This is a genomic window from Streptomyces sp. NBC_01788 (assembly GCF_035917575.1).
Lineage (GTDB): Bacteria > Actinomycetota > Actinomycetes > Streptomycetales > Streptomycetaceae > Streptomyces.
The window spans coordinates 5,535,550-5,551,753 of record NZ_CP109090.1; the positions used below are offsets into that span (position 1 = coordinate 5,535,550).

A 16,204-nucleotide genomic window follows, 5' to 3' on the forward strand; every position below is an offset into this window, starting at 1 on the left:
ACGTCCTGACTTTGTGACATCTCCACAACGCGGAAGCCCTCTGAGCAGTTGGAAGGGCTGCAAGCCGCCAAGGTTCTGTTCAGTGGCACCAGGAAAACGGGTCGGAGACTGTACGGAGTCAACGGCCCGCTTTCCCAGGTGTCCTTCGTAAGGTCGCTACATGACCGTTTTGGAAGAGACGACGGGTGAGCCGGCGGACGCGCGCGGCCGGGTCGCCGAACTGCACGGGATCCGTGCGCAGGCGGTGGCGGGCCCCAGCGAGAAGGCGACCGCGGCACAGCACGCCAAGGGCAAGCTGACCGCGCGGGAGCGGATCGAACTGCTCCTGGACCCGGGCTCCTTCCAGGAGGTCGAGCAGCTGCGCCGGCACCGGGCGAGCGGATTCGGCCTCGAGGCCAAGAAGCCGTACACCGACGGTGTCATCACCGGCTGGGGCACGGTGGAGGGCAGGACGGTCTTCGTCTACGCCCACGACTTCCGCATCTTCGGCGGCGCGCTGGGCGAGGCCCACGCCACGAAGATCCACAAGATCATGGACATGGCCATCGCGGCCGGTGCCCCGCTGGTCTCCCTCAACGACGGCGCCGGCGCCCGCATCCAGGAGGGCGTCTCCGCCCTCGCCGGCTACGGCGGCATCTTCCAGCGCAACACCAAGGCGTCCGGGGTCATCCCGCAGATCAGCGTGATGCTGGGCCCGTGCGCCGGCGGCGCCGCCTACAGCCCGGCGCTCACGGACTTCGTGTTCATGGTCCGCGAGACCTCGCAGATGTTCATCACCGGCCCGGACGTGGTCAAGGCGGTCACCGGCGAGGAGATCACCCAGAACGGCCTGGGCGGCGCGGACGTGCATGCCGAGACCTCCGGTGTGTGCCACTTCGCCTACGACGACGAGGAGACGTGCATCGCCGAGGTGCGCTACCTCCTGTCCCTGCTCCCGCAGAACAACCGGGAGAACCCGCCGCGGGCGGAGTCGGCCGACCCGGTCGACCGCCGCTCCGACGTCCTGCTCGACCTGGTCCCGGCCGACGGCAACCGGCCCTACGACATGACCAAGGTCATCGAGGAGATCGTCGACGACGGCGAGTACCTGGAGATCCACGAGCGCTGGGCGCGGAACATCATCTGCGCGATGGCCCGCCTGGACGGCCAGGTCGTCGGCATCATCGCCAACCAGCCGCAGGTCCTGGCCGGTGTCCTGGACATCGAGGCCAGCGAGAAGGCCGCGCGCTTCGTACAGATGTGCGACGCCTTCAACATCCCGATCGTCACTCTTCTGGACGTACCCGGCTTCCTGCCCGGCGTCGACCAGGAGCACGGTGGAATCATCCGGCACGGCGCCAAGCTGCTCTACGCCTACTGCAACGCCACCGTGCCGAGGATCTCGCTGATCCTGCGCAAGGCGTACGGAGGTGCCTACATCGTCATGGACAGCCAGTCGATCGGCGCCGACCTCACCTACGCCTGGCCGACGAACGAGATCGCCGTGATGGGCGCCGAGGGCGCGGCCAACGTCATCTTCCGCCGCCAGATCGCCGGGGCCGAGGACCCCGAGGCCATGCGGCAGAAGATGGTCAAGGAGTACAAGGCCGAGCTGATGCACCCCTACTACGCCGCCGAGCGCGGCCTGGTCGACGACGTCATCGACCCGGCGGAAACCCGCGAGGTCCTGGCCAAGTCCCTGGCGATGCTGCACTCCAAGCACGCCGACCTGCCCTCCCGCAAGCACGGCAACCCCCCGCAGTAACCCAGCGGACGTGCCGCGGCCACCCCGCGGACCCCTCAGCCACGGAGACTGACACCCATGGACCACGTTGACATCCGCGTAGAGAAGGGCCACGCCGAGCCCGAGGAAGTGGCCGCCATCACGGCCCTCCTCCTGGCCCGCGCCGCGGCTCGCCCCGCCGACACGACCCCGGCCCACCGCGGCCGCCCCAAGGCCGGCTGGCGCCGCCTGGAGCGCGAGAACGGCTTCCGCGCCCCGCACAGCTGGCACGGCTAGGCAGACCGCCGGCCGGACTGGCCGCGTATGACGGAAGAGGGCCCCTCCCAGTGGGAGGGGCCCTCTTCCGTCGTCCTCGTGCCCGCCGGGCAGAAAGCAGGCGGCCCTTCCCTTGCGGGAGGGCCGCCTGCTCGTTCGTCCCGAGTGCTAGCGGAGCCGGGCCATGAGGGCGTGTTCCACCAGGGTGATGAGGGCGGATTTGGCGTCGGCGCGGTGGCGGGCGTCGGTGGTGATGATGGGGGCGTCGGGGCCGATCTGGAGGGCTTCGCGGACTTCGTCGGGGTTGTAGGGCTGCTGTCCGTCGAAGCCGTTGAGGGCGATGACGAAGGGCAGTCCGCTGTTCTCGAAGTAGTCGACGGCGGGGAAGCAGTCGGCGAGCCTGCGGGTGTCGACGAGGACGATGGCGCCGATGGCGCCGCGGACGAGGTCGTCCCACATGAACCAGAAGCGGTCCTGGCCGGGGGTGCCGAACAGGTAGAGGATCAGGTCCTGGTCGAGTGTGATGCGGCCGAAGTCCATGGCCACCGTGGTGGTGGTCTTGTCCCCGGTGTGGGTGAGGTCGTCGATGCCCGCCGAAGCGGACGTCATCACGGCCTCCGTGCGCAGCGGGTTGATCTCCGAGACGGCGCCGACGAACGTGGTTTTGCCCACGCCGAAGCCGCCCGCCACCACGATCTTCGCTGAGGTGGTGGAGCGGGAAGGACCGCCGCTAGAGCTTGCGAAGTCCACTGAGCACCCTTTCGAGCAGTGTCACGTCTGGCTGGCCACCGGCGTTCTCGTCGCCGCCGGGCTGATGGATGGCGACCAGGCCCGCCTCCGCCAAGTCGGCGACGAGGATCCTGGCCACGCCGAGAGGGATCGAAAGCAGGGCCGAGACCTCGGCCACCGATTTGATCTCGCGGCACAGATGGCAGATCCGCTGATGTTCGGGCAACTGGCCCTGCATCTGGTGCGGCTGCGCGGTGGTGTGCACCAGTGCCTCTATGGCGAGCTGGTACCGCGGCCTGGTGCGGCCGCCCGTCATGGCGTACGGGCGCACCAGGGGGTTGTTCGACGCCCCCGCGGGCGCCGGTTCAGGGGTGCGTGGCTGCGGCTGCACCGGCTGGATACGCGGCGCGGACGGCTGGTCGTACGGAGACGGACCAGGGCCCTGCGGCGTGTATGGCTGCCGGTGGTGGGGGGTGGAGGGAAAACCGTACCGGTTCGCCGAACCGTCGCCCGCGCCCTGTGCGGGGCCGTACGACCAGTTGCCCGAAGACGAACCGCCTGGGAGTGTTGCCACGTTCTCTCCTCCTCCGACTGTGCCGGGCCCCCACGGGGTGGGAGCCGCGTCCCGAAACCTTACGGCCCCGGGACGCCAAAAAGCACCGTCTGTCTGTTAGTTGAGAAGGCTCCCCTGGAGTTCCGCCCGGAGATCCGGCGTCAGGACAGTGCCCGCGCGGTCCACCAGAAGGGCCATCTCGTACCCGACGAGGCCGATGTCCGCATCGGGGTGTGCGAGAACCGCGAGCGACGAACCGTCGGAGATGGACATGATGAACATGAATCCCCGCTCCATCTCCACAACCGTCTGGTTCACGCTGCCGCCCTCGAAGATGCGCGAGGCACCGGCGGTCAGCGAGGTCAGACCGGAGGCAACGGCCGCGAGCTGGTCGGCGCGGTCGCGGGGGAAGCCTTCGGACATCGCCAGAAGGAGTCCGTCGGCGGAGACCACCACGGTGTGGGACACCCCAGGGGTGTTGTCCACGAAGTTGGTGATCAACCAGTTCAGGTTCTGTGCCGCCTGGCTCATCGGGCTCACACTAACGCTCCTGGTTGTAGGTGCTGTCAGGACCACTGGGTTCATTTCTTGTGGCCTGACCGTTCTTGTCAATTCCTGCACTGCGTCCTCGTTGGACGCCCTGGCGCAGGTTGCTCAGCCTGCCCCGGATGTCCTCGGGGGCGCGGGAGACCTGTGGGCCTCCCTGCGGGGTTGATTCCGCGGTGCCCTCGACCAGGTTGGCCTTGGGCACGCGCCGTGGCAGTCCGGAGGAGGTCACCCCGCCTGCCTTGGGCTTGCGAACCTGCGAAGCCTGCTGCCAGCGTTTGTCGTTCGCTGAATGCCAGCCGTCGCCGTTCGGAGCTTCCTGGTCCACGGGCCCCGCGCCGTTCGAACCGCTCGCGACGGGTCCCCGACGGGGCAGCCCGGCGTCGGTCAGCTCGTGGGCGGCGGAAGGGGCCGGTCCCGGACGGTCGAAGCCTACGCGGTCCGCCGCGCCCGCGTCAGCGGCCTGCGCGGATTCCGCTTCCGGAGCGTACTCGTCCGGGTGGCCGTTCTGGTACCCGGCCTGCTGCGGCCAGCCGTCCTGGTAGGACTGCTCCTGGAAGCCGGCGTACGTCTCCGGCGCCGCGGCGTGCGCGGACGTGTGCTCCTGCTGTCCGGCTTCCGCATAGCCGGGGCCGGGGTAGCCGCCGTTGGACGAGTAGGCATCGCCCTGCGGCAGGCCGGCGTCCGGCGCGTAGTACCCCTCGTCGTACGCCGGCCGGCCCTGCTCGTCGTAGGCCGCCTGCTGCTGGTCGTACGCCGTGTGCTGCGGTTCCTCGTACGGCGTCTGCTGGTCGTACCCGCCCTGCTCCGGGAAGGGAGCCTGGCCGGTGTCGTACAGCGGCTGCTGACCGGTGTGCTCGTCGGGGTACCCGGAGGGCTCGGCCGTCTCCGGGCCCGCCGTCCCGTCGTGCGTCTGGGCCTCCAGGGCGGCGCGGCGCTCCTCGCGCTTGAGGGAGCGGCCGACGGGGTCCAGTTCCCGGGAGTCGTCGGAGGCGTCGGTGTAGCGGCTGTCGTCGAAGCCGAGCTCCGCGGCGGTGCGCATCGGCTGGGAAGCGCCGAAGTCCTCGCCCTGCAACCCCTGCTCGGGGATGATCTGCGAGACGGTGAAGTCGTCGCGGTCCAGCGCCTGCTCGCCGCCACCGCCGTGGGTGATCGCGTCCGGCAGCATGACCAGCGAGGTGGTGCCGGCCTGCTCGCCGGAGGGGCGCAGCTGCACGCGGACGCCGTGCCGGTCGGCGAGGCGGCCGACCACGAACAGGCCCATGCGCTGGGAGATCGCCGCGTCCACGGTGGGCGGGTTGGCCAGCTTGTGGTTGATGTCCGCGAAGTCCTCGGCGGTCAGGCCGATGCCCTTGTCGTGGATCTCGATCATGACCCGGCCGTCGGGCAGCCGGGTCGCGGTGACCCGGACCTTGGTCTGCGGCGAGGAGAACGTGGTGGCGTTCTCCAGCAGCTCGGCCAGCAGGTGCACGAGGTCGGTCACCGCGCGGCCGTGGATCTCGGCCTCGGGCACGCCGGACAGCTCGACGCGCTCGTACTGCTCCACCTCGGAGGAGGCGGCGCGCAGCACGTCGACCAGCGGGACCGGCTGGTCCCAGCGGCGGCCGGGCTCCTCGCCGGCGAGGACCAGGAGGTTCTCGCCGTTGCGGCGCATACGGGTCGCCAGGTGGTCCAGGCGGAAGAGGTTCTCCAACTGGTCGGGGTCTGCCTCGTGGTTCTCCAGGTCGGTGATCAGTGTCAGCTGACCCTCGATCAGCGACTGGTTGCGTCGCGAGAGGTTGGTGAAGATCGCGTTGATGTTGCCCCGCAGCAGGGCCTGTTCGGAGGCGAGCCGGACGGCCTCGCGGTGCACCTGGTCGAAGGCGCGGGCGACTTCGCCGATCTCGTCGGTCGAGGTGATCGGGATCGGCGCGACCCGGGTGTCGACACGGCCGGGGTCGGTGCGCGAGAGCTGGTCGACCAGCATCGGCAGGCGCTGCTCGGCGATACCGAAGGCGGCGTTGCGCAGCCGGCGCATGGAGCGGCTCATCTGGCGGGCCACCAGACCGGCCAGGATGAACGCGGCGAGCAGGGCGACCACGACGATCGCGCCGGTGATGAACGTCGACTTCTTGGCGTTGTCGGCGATCGCGGCGGCCTCGTTCACCGCGGTGTCGGCCATGTCCGACTCGATCTGGCGGTAGGCGTCGAACTTGAGGGTGTTGACGGCCCACCAGTTCTCGGGCGTGATGCCCTGCTGCGCCAGGGCCGTGCGCGCCGCCGGGTCCGTGCTGCTCAGCGTGGCCAGCGCGGTGACCATCCGGGTCGGGTCCTGGGGCGGGGCCACGTAGTTCGGGTCCTTGGCCTTGGCCTGCTCGGCCATCGCCGCGGCCTTGTCCTGGATCTCCTTCTTCAGCGCGTCCAGCTTGTCCGCGTCCTCCTGGGTGCCACCGCCGATGTACTCCTCGACGGCGATGCCCTCCAGGTAGGCGTAGGACGACAGGGCGACGCGCTGACTGGCCAGGTCCGTGGCGTCCGGGCCGGGCTTGATCAGCAGGTGCATGCCGAGCGAGCGCTCCAGGGAGAGCGCGGCCTTGGTCAGCGAGATGGCGTAGACGGTACGGCCGTAGGAGGTGATGTTGCCGGTGCCCAGGCCGAGTTCGTTGGCGAACTCCATCAGCGGGTGGGCGACCTTGACGTAGGCCTCCTCGGTCTGCGCGCCGGGCAGCTTGGAGGTGAACGCCGCGGCCCGCAGCTTCTGCAGCTCGGGCTCGGTGTCGCGGAACAGCTTGAGCCGGCGCTCAAGACCGGCCTTGTGCGGCATGGACTGCGCGGCCTCGTTGAAGACGCCGGCCGCCTTGTCGGTCTGCCGGCGGGCCTCGGTGACGTCCGGGTCGTCCTGGCCCTTGCCCTGGAGCAGGGGGGCCGCGCTGACATCGCGCTCGTGGTAGAGGGCGTCGGCGTAGCCCAGCGAGGCCTGCACCAGGCGGGCGGTGTGCTCGGCGTCCTGGGCGTCCTGCCAGGTGTTGATGGAGCTGTTGACCTGGAAGCCGCCCATGACGAGGCCGACCAGAACGGGCAGGAGCAGGATCGCGTTCAGCCGGGTCCGCACCCGCCAGTTGCGCGGGGAGAAGCGGCCGCCGCTCGCGGTGGCCGCCGCCGTCGGTTGCGAACCGGGCACGTGCGCGGGCGCCGCAGCACGCGGCGGCGGGGTGAAATTGCCCCGGGCCGACGGCTCGGGGCCGTTCTTGCTTCGCCTCACTCGACCAACAACCTCTCGGCGGGTCGGCACCTAGGTCGTGCCGCTGTGTCTCAGAACCTTGTCCGCCATCGACGGACCACTACCGGTGAGTACGTCTGTGGCCATGGGGTAGTTCAGGCATTCCAGCACGTCGACATGCGCACTTCCAAACAGCGGAAACGGGTGGTTCCGCGTGACGCACGTCCCACATAAATCGGTCATAAACAACTAGCCGCCGCAAAAGTCCGGGGGGTTGTGCGCACAGCGGCATCGCATGTGCGCGACGCGTGGCCATACCACGCGATTCCTCTGCCGAAACGTTATGAACACCGGGGCCGACCGTGTCAATGGACCCGGCCGGCCCCGGTGTGTCTACGACAACTGCCGTATGGCGCTCCCGACTTGGGGGCTGTATCTAGGCCCCTGTCACCGCAGCCGGGCCATGAGGGCGTGTTCCACCAGGGTGATGAGGGCGGATTTGGCGTCGGCGCGGTGGCGGGCGTCGGTGGTGATGATGGGGGCGTCGGGGCCGATCTGGAGGGCTTCGCGGACTTCGTCGGGGTTGTAGGGCTGCTGTCCGTCGAAGCCGTTGAGGGCGATGACGAAGGGCAGTCCGCTGTTCTCGAAGTAGTCGACGGCGGGGAAGCAGTCGGCGAGCCTGCGGGTGTCGACGAGGACGATGGCGCCGATGGCGCCGCGGACGAGGTCGTCCCACATGAACCAGAAGCGGTCCTGGCCGGGGGTGCCGAACAGGTAGAGGATCAGGTCCTGGTCGAGTGTGATGCGGCCGAAGTCCATGGCCACCGTGGTGGTGGTCTTGTCCCCGGTGTGGGTGAGGTCGTCGATGCCCGCCGAAGCGGACGTCATCACGGCCTCCGTGCGCAGCGGGTTGATCTCCGAGACGGCGCCGACGAACGTGGTTTTGCCCACGCCGAAGCCGCCCGCCACCACGATCTTGGCGGAGGTGGTCGCCCGACCCCCGTCAGAGCTTGCGAAGTCCACTGAGCACCCTTTCGAGCAGCGTCACAGCCGGTGCGCCACCGTTGTTCTCGTCCCCGCCCGGCTGGTGGATGGCCACCAGGCCGGCCTCAGCAAGGTCCGCGACAAGGATCCTGGCCACACCGAGCGGCATGGACAGAAGCGCCGAGACCTCCGCCACGGATTTCACCTCGCGGCACAGATGGCAGATCCGCTGGTGCTCCGGGAGCAGTCCCATCAGCGCTGCCGGGTCGGCCGTGGTGCTGATCAGCGCCTCGATGGCGAGCTGGTAGCGCGGCCGGGTCCGGCCGCCGGTCATCGCATAGGGACGTACCAGCGGCTGGTCGCCCTCATCCCCGTACGGCTCAGCGTACGGATCATGAGAGGCGGGGGGCGGGGTCATGAATCCTCCGGGCGGGCGGGACAGCAAGTCGGTCAGTCAAGCCGTCTGACGGGGCCGGTGGGGGGATTGTGGCGGCCGGACGGTGATTTGGTGAGTTGGATGGTGCCGGAGCCGGTCAGTGCAGCAGACTGCCCTGTAGTTCGGCGCGCAGATCTGGCGTCAGGACCGCCCCCGCGCGGTCGACGAGCAGCGCCATCTCGTAGCCGACGAGGCCGATGTCGCACTCGGGGTGGGCCAGGACCGCCAGGGACGACCCGTCCGACACGGACATCAGGAAGAGGAAGCCGCGCTCCATCTCGACGACCGTCTGCGACACACTGCCGCCCTCGAAGATCCGGGAGGCCCCGGCGGTCAGCGAGGTGAGACCCGAGGCGACGGCCGCGAGCTGGTCGGCGCGGTCCCGGGGAAAACCTTCGGACATCGCCAGTAGGAGTCCGTCGGCGGACACCACGACGGTGTGGGACACCCCGGGGGTGTTGTCCACGAAGTTGGTGATCAACCAGTTGAGGTTCTGTGCCGCCTGGCTCATCGGGCTCAACTAACGCTCCTGCTGGTGAGTGGGGCTGGGGAAACTGCCCGTCTGACCGTTACCGGCCTGACGGCCCTGTGCGATGCCCCGACGGAGATTGGTCAGCCGGCCGCGTACGTCGTCAGGCGCACGCGAGACCTGCGGACCGCTCTGGTGCTGTTGCTGCTGAGCCGTGCCCGGGACGAGATTGGCCCGGGGCACCCGGCGCGGCAGGCCGGAGGTGGTGACTCCGCCCGCAGCCGGCTGCCTGACACGTTCGGCCTGCCGTACGAGTTCGTCGTTCGGCGAGGTGCGCCAGGCGGAGGCGGCGGGACGCTGGGGGGCCGCAGGAGTCTGCGGCTGTTGCGGCTGCGGCCGCTGAGGCTGCTGCGGCTGCTGGGGAGCCGCCGGAGCGGGAGCCGCTTCGCCGCCCTGCTGCTGCCGCTGTTCACCGTGGAACCAGTTGGTCTCCAGGGTGTCGAACAGCGGCGTACGGCCGTCGCCGGGACCCGGGGCCGGCGGCAGGGCCCAGGCGTCGTCCGGCCGCTGCTGCTGCGGGGCACCCTGGTTGCCCGGCTCCGGGCGGGCGGGGCGCTGCTGCGGCCGCTGGGCGGCCGGGCCGCGCAGCCCGCCGAAGTCGGCGGGACCACCCGGGTGGGCGTTCCGGCCGGGTGCGGCGTTGTCGTGGCCGGGCTGTGCGAACTGGCCCGTGGAACCGTTGTCGTACTGCTGCTGTGCGGCGAACTGCCCGGTGGAGCCGTTGTCGTACTGCTGCTGTGCGGGGAACTGGCCCGTGTTGCCGTTGTCGTAGCCCTGCTGGGCCGCGAACTGGCCGGTGGAGCCGTTGTCGTACTGCTGCTGTGCGGGGAACTGGCCCGTGTTGCCGTTGTCGTAGCCCTGCTGGGCCGCGAACCGGCCCGTGTCGGCCGGGTTGTGCTGCCCGGACTGACCGTAGACGTCCGAGCGGACGAACTGGCCCGTGTTCTGGGAGCCGTCCGTGCCCTGCTGCGGCGCGTCGAAGTCGGGGCGGGGGAACGCCGAGGTGTCCGCGGCGGAGCCCGGGCCCTGCCGCTCGTCGAAGCGGGGTATCTCGGCCGTCGCGCCGGGTCCCTGCCGGTCGTCGATCCGCGGCATCTGCGAGGTCTGCGCCGGGTCCTGCTCGTCGTGGCCGCGCGGTGCGTCCAGAGCGGCCCGGTGCTGAGCGTTCTCGTCGGCCCAACCCTGCGTATGGGACGGCCCGTTGCCGCCCGGCAGCTCGGCACGCGGGCCGCCGCGCGGCGGCAGTTGAGGCTGTCGGCCGGGCTCGCCGCCGTTCCCGCGCTGCGGGGGAACACCGCCGCGCGCGCCGCCGAAGGCGTCCTGACGGCGTCCGTCGCCGAAGCCCTGCGACTGCTGCTGGGCACCCGGGTGCCGGCCGTCGCCGAAGCCCTGCTGACCGCCCGCGCCGGGACCCTGCTGGCCCTGCGGCCCGCCGGGCGCCTGGCCGAAGGCGCCCGCCATGCCCGACGCGCCCGGACGGCCCTGCTGCGGCTGCCCCGGACCCTGCTGTCCGCGCGCTCCGCCCTGGCGGCCGGCGCCGGGCAGCGCGGCCCGCGGGCCCTGGCCGCCACCGACCTGTCCGCGCGGAGCGGCTCCGGCACCGAGCCGGCCCGCCCCGCCCTGCTGACCGCCCGCGCCCAGCGCTCCACCGCCCTGCTGACCGCCCTGACGGCGGGCCGCGGCGGCACCGGCGGCGGCAGCCGCGGCGGCCGGACCGCCCGCGCCCGGACCGCCGGGCTTGCCCCCGCCCGGCTTCTTGCCGCCCTGGGCGACATCGACGGGCAGCATGACGAGAGCCGTCGTACCACCGGAGTCGGAGGGGCGCAGCTGGATGCGGATGCCGTGACGCTGGGACAGACGACCGACCACGAACAGACCCATGCGGCGGGAGACCGAGACGTCCACGGTGGGCGGCGCGGCGAGCCGCTCGTTGATCGCGGCCAGGTCCTCCGGGGACAGACCGATACCGGTGTCGTGGATCTCGATCAGTACCCGGCCGTCCGGCAGCGCGTGACCGGTGACCTTGACCTTGGTCTGCGGGGAGGAGAACGAGGTGGCGTTCTCCAGCAGCTCGGCCAGCAGGTGCACGAGGTCGTTGACCACGCGGCCGGCGACCTCGGTGCCGGGCACCGAGGCCAGTTCGATGCGCTCGTACTGCTCCACCTCGGACGCGGCGGCGCGGAGCACGTCGACCAGCGGGACCGGACGGGTCCAGCGGCGGCCGGGCTCCTCACCGGCGAGGACGAGGAGGTTCTCACCGTTACGGCGCATGCGCGTGGCGAGGTGGTCGAGCTTGAACAGCGAGGACAGCTGGTCCGGGTCGGCCTCGCGGGACTCGAGTTCGGAGATCAGCGAGAGCTGGCGCTGGATCAGACCCTGGGAGCGGCGCGAGAGGTTGGTGAACATCGCGTTGACGTTGCCCCGCAGCAGGGCCTGCTCGGCGGCGAGACGGACCGCCTCGCGGTGCACCTCGTCGAAGGCCGTGGCCACCTGGCCGATCTCGTCCCGGGAGTGCACACCGACCGACTCCACGGACGTGTCGACGTCCTGCGGGTCGGTCTCCGAGAGCTGGCGGACCAGCTCGGGCAGGCGTTCCTGGGCGACCCTGGTGGCCGTCTCCTGGAGCCGGTGCAGCGAGCGGATCATGGAGCGGGCCACGACGAAGGCGCCGACCAGCGACACGCCGAGGACGAGCAGGATCAGCACACCGGAGACGATGGCGTCGTACTCGGTGGCGCTGCGCAGCTCGCGGGCCTTCTGCTCCATCTCCTCGAGCAGCGTGTGCTCGATCTTCTTCATCTGCTCGATCTTGGTCGAGCTGTCGTCCACCCAGTCGCGGTAGGAGCGCTTGTTGGCCGCCTTGACGCCGTCGGGGTTGTCCAGGACGCGCTTGGCGTAGGTGTCCGCGGACAGAATCGTCGGGTTGCCCTCCGAGATGGGCTTGATGAGCTCCTCGGAGCCCTCCCCGTAGATGTTGCGGAAGCTGTTGAGGTCGGAGGTCTGACTCTCCAGCGCCTGCTGGGCGTAGAGGCGGTCGTTGTCCGAGAGATTGCCGACGTTGATGTTGTTGGCCGGCAGGGCGGCGGCGATGACGGCGCGCTGGACGGACGCGTACTCCTTGGCGGAGGAGAAGGCGGACAGGGCACGCGTCCGCTGGATCATCTGCGGGTTGCTGGTCGCCTCGGCCATGTCCTGGGAGAGGGCGAGCAGCTCGGTGATGAGCCGGTGGTAGCTCTCGACCGTGCGGGCCGAGTTCTCCTTGGACTGGTACGCGTCCTTGCGGATCTTGCCGAGGCCGTTGAGGTCACTGGCCAGGCCGACCAGGGTGTCGCGGACACCGAGGAGGTTGCCGCCCTTGCTGGCGGCGTCGATCTCCTCGGACGCGGTCAGGAAGTTGGAGCGGGCGCGGTCGGTACGGTCCCGGTAGCCCTGGATGGTGATGGCGCTCGCGGGCGAGGGGTTGGTCAGCGGGCCCGCGGACTGGTCGCGCTCCTCCTGGAGCGCGGCGGCCAGTTCGGTGGCCTGCTTGGTCATGACCGTCAGCAGCTTCATGTTGTCGAGCTGCTGGATGTCGTCCATGCTCTCGCTGATACGCAGCCCACCGAGCGTGGTGGCGGCCGCCACGGGCAGCGTGAGCAGCGCCACCAGACGGGTGGAGATGCGCCAGTTGCGCAGTGCCATGCGCGAACCGGTGCCCACCGGAGTCTGGTTCCCGGACTGCGTGGCCGCCGAGGCCGGGCCCGACGCCGGCGCACCGGCCGGGCCGGTCGTGCCCGAGCGTCCGGTTCGCTCCGCGCCGTCGCCGCCCGAAGCCGGATTCTGGGCGTGCTGGGGCGAGGAGCTGACGGCCATGGGGCCAGTCCCGCCGTGCGGCTCCGGCTCCGCCGAAGCGCTGCCATCCCTCTTGAAACGTCCCTGCACTAGCGTCGCAACCTCTGGACCAGGCGTCCCCCCGCGCGAACGGAAGGACGGTGTCGGCGTTGTGGGAAGAGCCCTGAGACGCACTTCCCTGATGGTCGTGAGTGACCGGCGCTGGCTCCCCCTTCTCACCGCCACTCGGCGCTGCGTTGCGCCCCCTGCGCGCCGGCTCGATCCTGCGGCGGTCCGTGGCATTCCAGCACAGTGGCGGATCTCCAACAAGGCATGTGGGCCAGGCTGTGACCTCCGTGACAGCGCGTGAGTGACGGATTACCTGCCGTGGAAAGTGATCTCCCGTATAGGGGACATTTCGCTACCTACCTGTGAGTCACTTCAGGTGTCCTGGTCGGCATGATCGGGAGCGGAATGATGGCTTCAGTGGGTCAATGTCCGATTCGGCAATCACGGGCGCGTCTGCGAATCGCCCGGATTGTCCATGGCTTCGTGAGCAAACTCACACCGGCATCACGGGCTCTTCACGCCTTCGGCCGGGAATTGAATGTTTAGCCTGACGCTTTACAGGGATGGCAAATCCGACAACCGGCGCCCGAATGTGGGGTCATGCGGCCCTCCCGGTGCCCGTAGACGACAAGGTCTCGTACAACCGTGAAGACGACGATGATGTTCCGCAACATAGCCAACCCCCGGCGCACGACGCTGACGCACCTCGAGGGAACCGAGACGTTGCAGACGCCGGAGCAGCCGGAGCACTCCGTCTCCCTTCCCGAGCAGACCGCCAACCCCCGGCGCACCATTCTCATGGAGGCACCCGTCGCGGCCGTCGCCGCGGAGTAGCACGCGGTCCGGACACGGACGAAGGGCCACGGGGCGTCCCGAGCGCGGGACACCCCGCTCTCATGCCCCGCACGCCGTAATCGCGCGAGGTCCGGGGCCCGGCCGCGTTAGCCTGGAGCGTCAGACTCCAGCCGTTTCAGTCAAGGGGCCAAGCAACCCGTGCGCATCGCCAGGTTCTCCATCGACGGGAACGTCGCCTTCGGCGCGGTCGAGGGCGACAAGCCGGACGAACTCGTCCTCGACATCATCAAGGGCATCCCGTTCGCGGACTTCGAGCTCTCCGGCACCCGGGTGCCGCTGAGCAAGGTACGGCTGCTGCCGCCGGTGCTCCCCAACAAGGTCGTCGCCTTCGGCCGCAACTACGCCGAGCACGCACGCGAGCTCGGCAACGAGGTGCCCGACGCCCCGTTCGCCTTCTTCAAGCCGTCCACCTCGGTGATCGGCCCCGGCGACCCGATCCAGTACCCCTCCTTCTCCCAGGAGCTGCACCACGAGGCCGAGCTGGCCGTGGTCATCGGCCGCATGTGCCGCGAGGTCCCGCGCGAGCGCGTCAAGGACGTGATCCTCGGCTACACCTGCGCCAACGACGTCACCGCCCGCGACGTGCAGCGGCGCGAGAAGCAGTGGGCCAGGGCCAAGGGCTTCGACACCTCCTGCCCGCTCGGCCCCTGGGTGGAGACGGACATCGACCTCACCGCCGCGGCCGACCTGACCATCCAGCTCACCGTCAACGGCGAGCAGCGGCAGCTCGGCCGCACCAGCGAGATGATCCACCCGATCGAGGATCTGATCGTCAACATCTCCGAGGCCATGACGCTGCTCCCCGGCGACGTGATCCTCACGGGCACCCCGGCAGGGGTCGGCCCCCTCAACGTCGGCGACGAGGTCGCCGTCACCATCGAAGGCATCGGCACTCTCACCAACAAGGTTGTCAAGCGTGGCTAGCGCACCCGGCTCTCCTTCCCCCAAGTCCTCGGCTCCGCTCGGACAGGGGGTACCCCCACGCGTCCGTTTCTGCCCGTCCCCCACCGGTAACCCCCACGTGGGCCTGGTCCGCACCGCCCTGTTCAACTGGGCGTTCGCCCGGCACCACCAGGGCACGCTGGTCTTCCGCATCGAGGACACCGACGCGGCCCGCGACTCCGAGGAGTCCTACAACCAGCTCCTCGACGCGATGCGCTGGCTGGGCTTCGACTGGGACGAGGGCCCCGAGGTCGGCGGCCCGCACGCGCCGTACCGGCAGTCGCAGCGCATGGACATCTACGCCGACGTCGCCCGCAAGCTGCTCGACGCCGGCCACGCCTACCACTGCTACTGCTCGCAGGAGGAGCTGGACAGCCGCCGCGAGGCCGCCCGCGCGGCCGGCAAGCCGTCCGGCTACGACGGCCACTGCCGCGACCTGAGCACCGCGCAGGTCGAGGAGTACAAGGCACAGGGCCGGGCGCCGATCGTCCGCTTCCGGATGCCCGACGAGACGATCACCTTCACGGACCTGGTCCGCGGCGAGATCACGTACCTCCCGGAGAACGTCCCGGACTACGGCATCGTCCGCGCCAACGGCGCCCCGCTGTACACCCTGGTCAACCCGGTCGACGACGCGCTCATGGAGATCACCCACATCCTGCGCGGCGAGGACCTGCTCTCCTCCACCCCGCGGCAGATCGCCCTGTACAAGGCGCTGATCGAACTGGGCGTCGCCAAGGACATCCCGGCCTTCGGCCACCTGCCGTACGTGATGGGCGAGGGCAACAAGAAGCTCTCCAAGCGCGACCCGCAGTCGTCGCTGAACCTCTACCGCGAGCGCGGCTTCCTGCCCGAGGGCCTGCTCAACTACCTCTCGCTGCTGGGCTGGTCGCTCTCGGCCGACCGGGACATCTTCTCCGTCGAGGAGATGGTCGCGGCCTTCGACATCGCGGACGTGAACCCCAACCCGGCCCGCTTCGACCTGAAGAAGTGCGAGGCGATCAACGCCGACCACATCCGCCTGCTCGATGTGAAGGACTTCACCGAGCGCTGCGCCCCCTGGCTCAAGGCCCCCGTCGCGCCGTGGGCGCCGGAGGACTTCGACGAGGCCAAGTGGCAGGCGATCGCCCCGCAGGCGCAGACGCGTCTGAAGGTCCTGTCCGAGATCACGGACAACGTGGACTTCCTGTTCCTGCCCGAGCCGGTCTTCGACGAGCCGAGCTGGACCAAGGCGATGAAGGAGGGCTCCGACGCCCTGCTCCGCACCGCCCGGGAGAAGCTGGAGTCGGCCGACTGGTCCTCCCCCGACTCCCTGAAGGAGGCCGTCCTGACCGCCGGCGAGGCCCACGGCCTCAAGCTCGGCAAGGCCCAGGCCCCGGTCCGCGTCGCCGTCACGGGCCGCACGGTCGGCCTGCCCCTCTTCGAGTCCCTGGAGGTCCTGGGCAAGGAGAAGACGCTGGCACGGATCGACGCGGCGCTCACCAGGCTCGCGTCCGTATAAGCACCGTGTGACACGCACTGGGCGGCAGTCGACTCGGCTGCCGCCCTGTCATATGAGGACGGCCGCGGGCAGG

The 16,204-nt window shown here is 70.0% G+C and carries 13 protein-coding genes; 5 read left to right on the forward strand and 8 right to left on the reverse strand.

Annotated features, from left to right (window positions below; translation table 11 throughout):
- The first annotated feature begins 160 nt into the window (after window positions 1–160).
- Both OIE49_RS25145 and OIE49_RS25150 read left to right on the forward strand, forming a co-directional pair.
- The gene (locus OIE49_RS25145; protein ID WP_100572097.1) at window positions 161–1,744 is read left to right on the forward strand and encodes an acyl-CoA carboxylase subunit beta; all 1,584 of its coding nucleotides are present in this window, start codon (window positions 161–163) and stop codon (window positions 1,742–1,744) included.
- A 57-nt stretch (window positions 1,745–1,801) separates the two neighbouring features.
- Window positions 1,802–1,999, forward strand: a complete 198-nt coding sequence (locus OIE49_RS25150; RefSeq protein WP_100572096.1) for an acyl-CoA carboxylase epsilon subunit — start codon at window positions 1,802–1,804, stop codon at window positions 1,997–1,999.
- A 147-nt stretch (window positions 2,000–2,146) separates the two neighbouring features.
- Here OIE49_RS25150 and OIE49_RS25155 read toward each other — a convergent pair whose 3' ends face one another.
- The 8 genes from OIE49_RS25155 to OIE49_RS25190 form a co-directional block, all read right to left on the reverse strand.
- On the reverse strand, window positions 2,147–2,728 hold the full coding sequence (locus tag OIE49_RS25155; RefSeq protein ID WP_100572095.1) for a GTP-binding protein: 582 nt from the start codon (window positions 2,726–2,728) through the stop codon (window positions 2,147–2,149).
- Window positions 2,709–3,281 carry a DUF742 domain-containing protein gene (locus tag OIE49_RS25160; protein ID WP_326804252.1) on the reverse strand — a complete coding sequence of 191 codons (573 nt, stop codon included), beginning with the start codon at window positions 3,279–3,281 and terminating at the stop codon, window positions 2,709–2,711. Before OIE49_RS25160 ends, OIE49_RS25155 begins: the two co-directional genes overlap by 20 nt.
- 96 nt (window positions 3,282–3,377) lie before the next feature.
- On the reverse strand, window positions 3,378–3,791 hold the full coding sequence (locus tag OIE49_RS25165) for a roadblock/LC7 domain-containing protein (RefSeq protein ID WP_100572183.1): 414 nt from the start codon (window positions 3,789–3,791) through the stop codon (window positions 3,378–3,380).
- A 10-nt stretch (window positions 3,792–3,801) separates the two neighbouring features.
- Window positions 3,802–7,047 carry a sensor histidine kinase gene (locus OIE49_RS25170; RefSeq protein ID WP_326804253.1) on the reverse strand — a complete coding sequence of 1,082 codons (3,246 nt, stop codon included), beginning with the start codon at window positions 7,045–7,047 and terminating at the stop codon, window positions 3,802–3,804.
- 405 nt (window positions 7,048–7,452) lie between these two features.
- A complete protein-coding gene (locus tag OIE49_RS25175) occupies window positions 7,453–8,028 on the reverse strand; it encodes a GTP-binding protein (RefSeq protein WP_100572092.1) in 576 nt (191 codons plus the stop codon).
- Window positions 8,009–8,407 carry a DUF742 domain-containing protein gene (locus OIE49_RS25180; RefSeq protein WP_100572091.1) on the reverse strand — a complete coding sequence of 133 codons (399 nt, stop codon included), beginning with the start codon at window positions 8,405–8,407 and terminating at the stop codon, window positions 8,009–8,011. Before OIE49_RS25180 ends, OIE49_RS25175 begins: the two co-directional genes overlap by 20 nt.
- A gap of 115 nt (window positions 8,408–8,522) precedes the next feature.
- Window positions 8,523–8,936 (reverse strand): roadblock/LC7 domain-containing protein, encoded by a 414-nt coding sequence (locus OIE49_RS25185; RefSeq protein ID WP_018544706.1) that lies wholly within the window; start codon window positions 8,934–8,936, stop codon window positions 8,523–8,525.
- Window positions 8,937–8,945: 9 nt separating this feature from the next.
- The gene (locus OIE49_RS25190) at window positions 8,946–12,875 is read right to left on the reverse strand and encodes a sensor histidine kinase (protein WP_326804254.1); all 3,930 of its coding nucleotides are present in this window, start codon (window positions 12,873–12,875) and stop codon (window positions 8,946–8,948) included.
- 603 nt (window positions 12,876–13,478) lie between these two features.
- Between OIE49_RS25190 and OIE49_RS25195 the strand changes: the two genes are divergently transcribed.
- From OIE49_RS25195 to gltX, 3 genes are all read left to right on the forward strand, one after another.
- A complete protein-coding gene (locus OIE49_RS25195) occupies window positions 13,479–13,667 on the forward strand; it encodes a hypothetical protein (RefSeq protein WP_100571777.1) in 189 nt (62 codons plus the stop codon).
- Window positions 13,668–13,826: 159 nt separating this feature from the next.
- Window positions 13,827–14,612, forward strand: a complete 786-nt coding sequence (locus tag OIE49_RS25200; RefSeq protein ID WP_100571776.1) for a fumarylacetoacetate hydrolase family protein — start codon at window positions 13,827–13,829, stop codon at window positions 14,610–14,612.
- Window positions 14,605–16,131: a glutamate--tRNA ligase gene (gltX, locus tag OIE49_RS25205; RefSeq protein ID WP_326804255.1), complete on the forward strand. Its 1,527-nt coding sequence runs from the start codon at window positions 14,605–14,607 to the stop codon at window positions 16,129–16,131. The genes OIE49_RS25200 and gltX overlap by 8 nt, the downstream gene beginning before the upstream one ends.
- Window positions 16,132–16,204: the final 73 nt, after the last annotated feature.

Coding starts and splice junctions, on each gene's coding strand:
- OIE49_RS25145 (WP_100572097.1), top strand. CDS start 161: ATGACCGTTTTGGAAGAGACGACGGGTGAGCCGGCGGACGCGCGCGGC.
- OIE49_RS25150 (WP_100572096.1), top strand. CDS start 1,802: ATGGACCACGTTGACATCCGCGTAGAGAAGGGCCACGCCGAGCCCGAG.
- OIE49_RS25165 (WP_100572183.1), bottom strand. CDS start 3,791: ATGAGCCAGGCGGCACAGAACCTGAACTGGTTGATCACCAACTTCGTG.
- OIE49_RS25185 (WP_018544706.1), bottom strand. CDS start 8,936: ATGAGCCAGGCGGCACAGAACCTCAACTGGTTGATCACCAACTTCGTG.
- OIE49_RS25180 (WP_100572091.1), bottom strand. CDS start 8,407: ATGACCCCGCCCCCCGCCTCTCATGATCCGTACGCTGAGCCGTACGGG.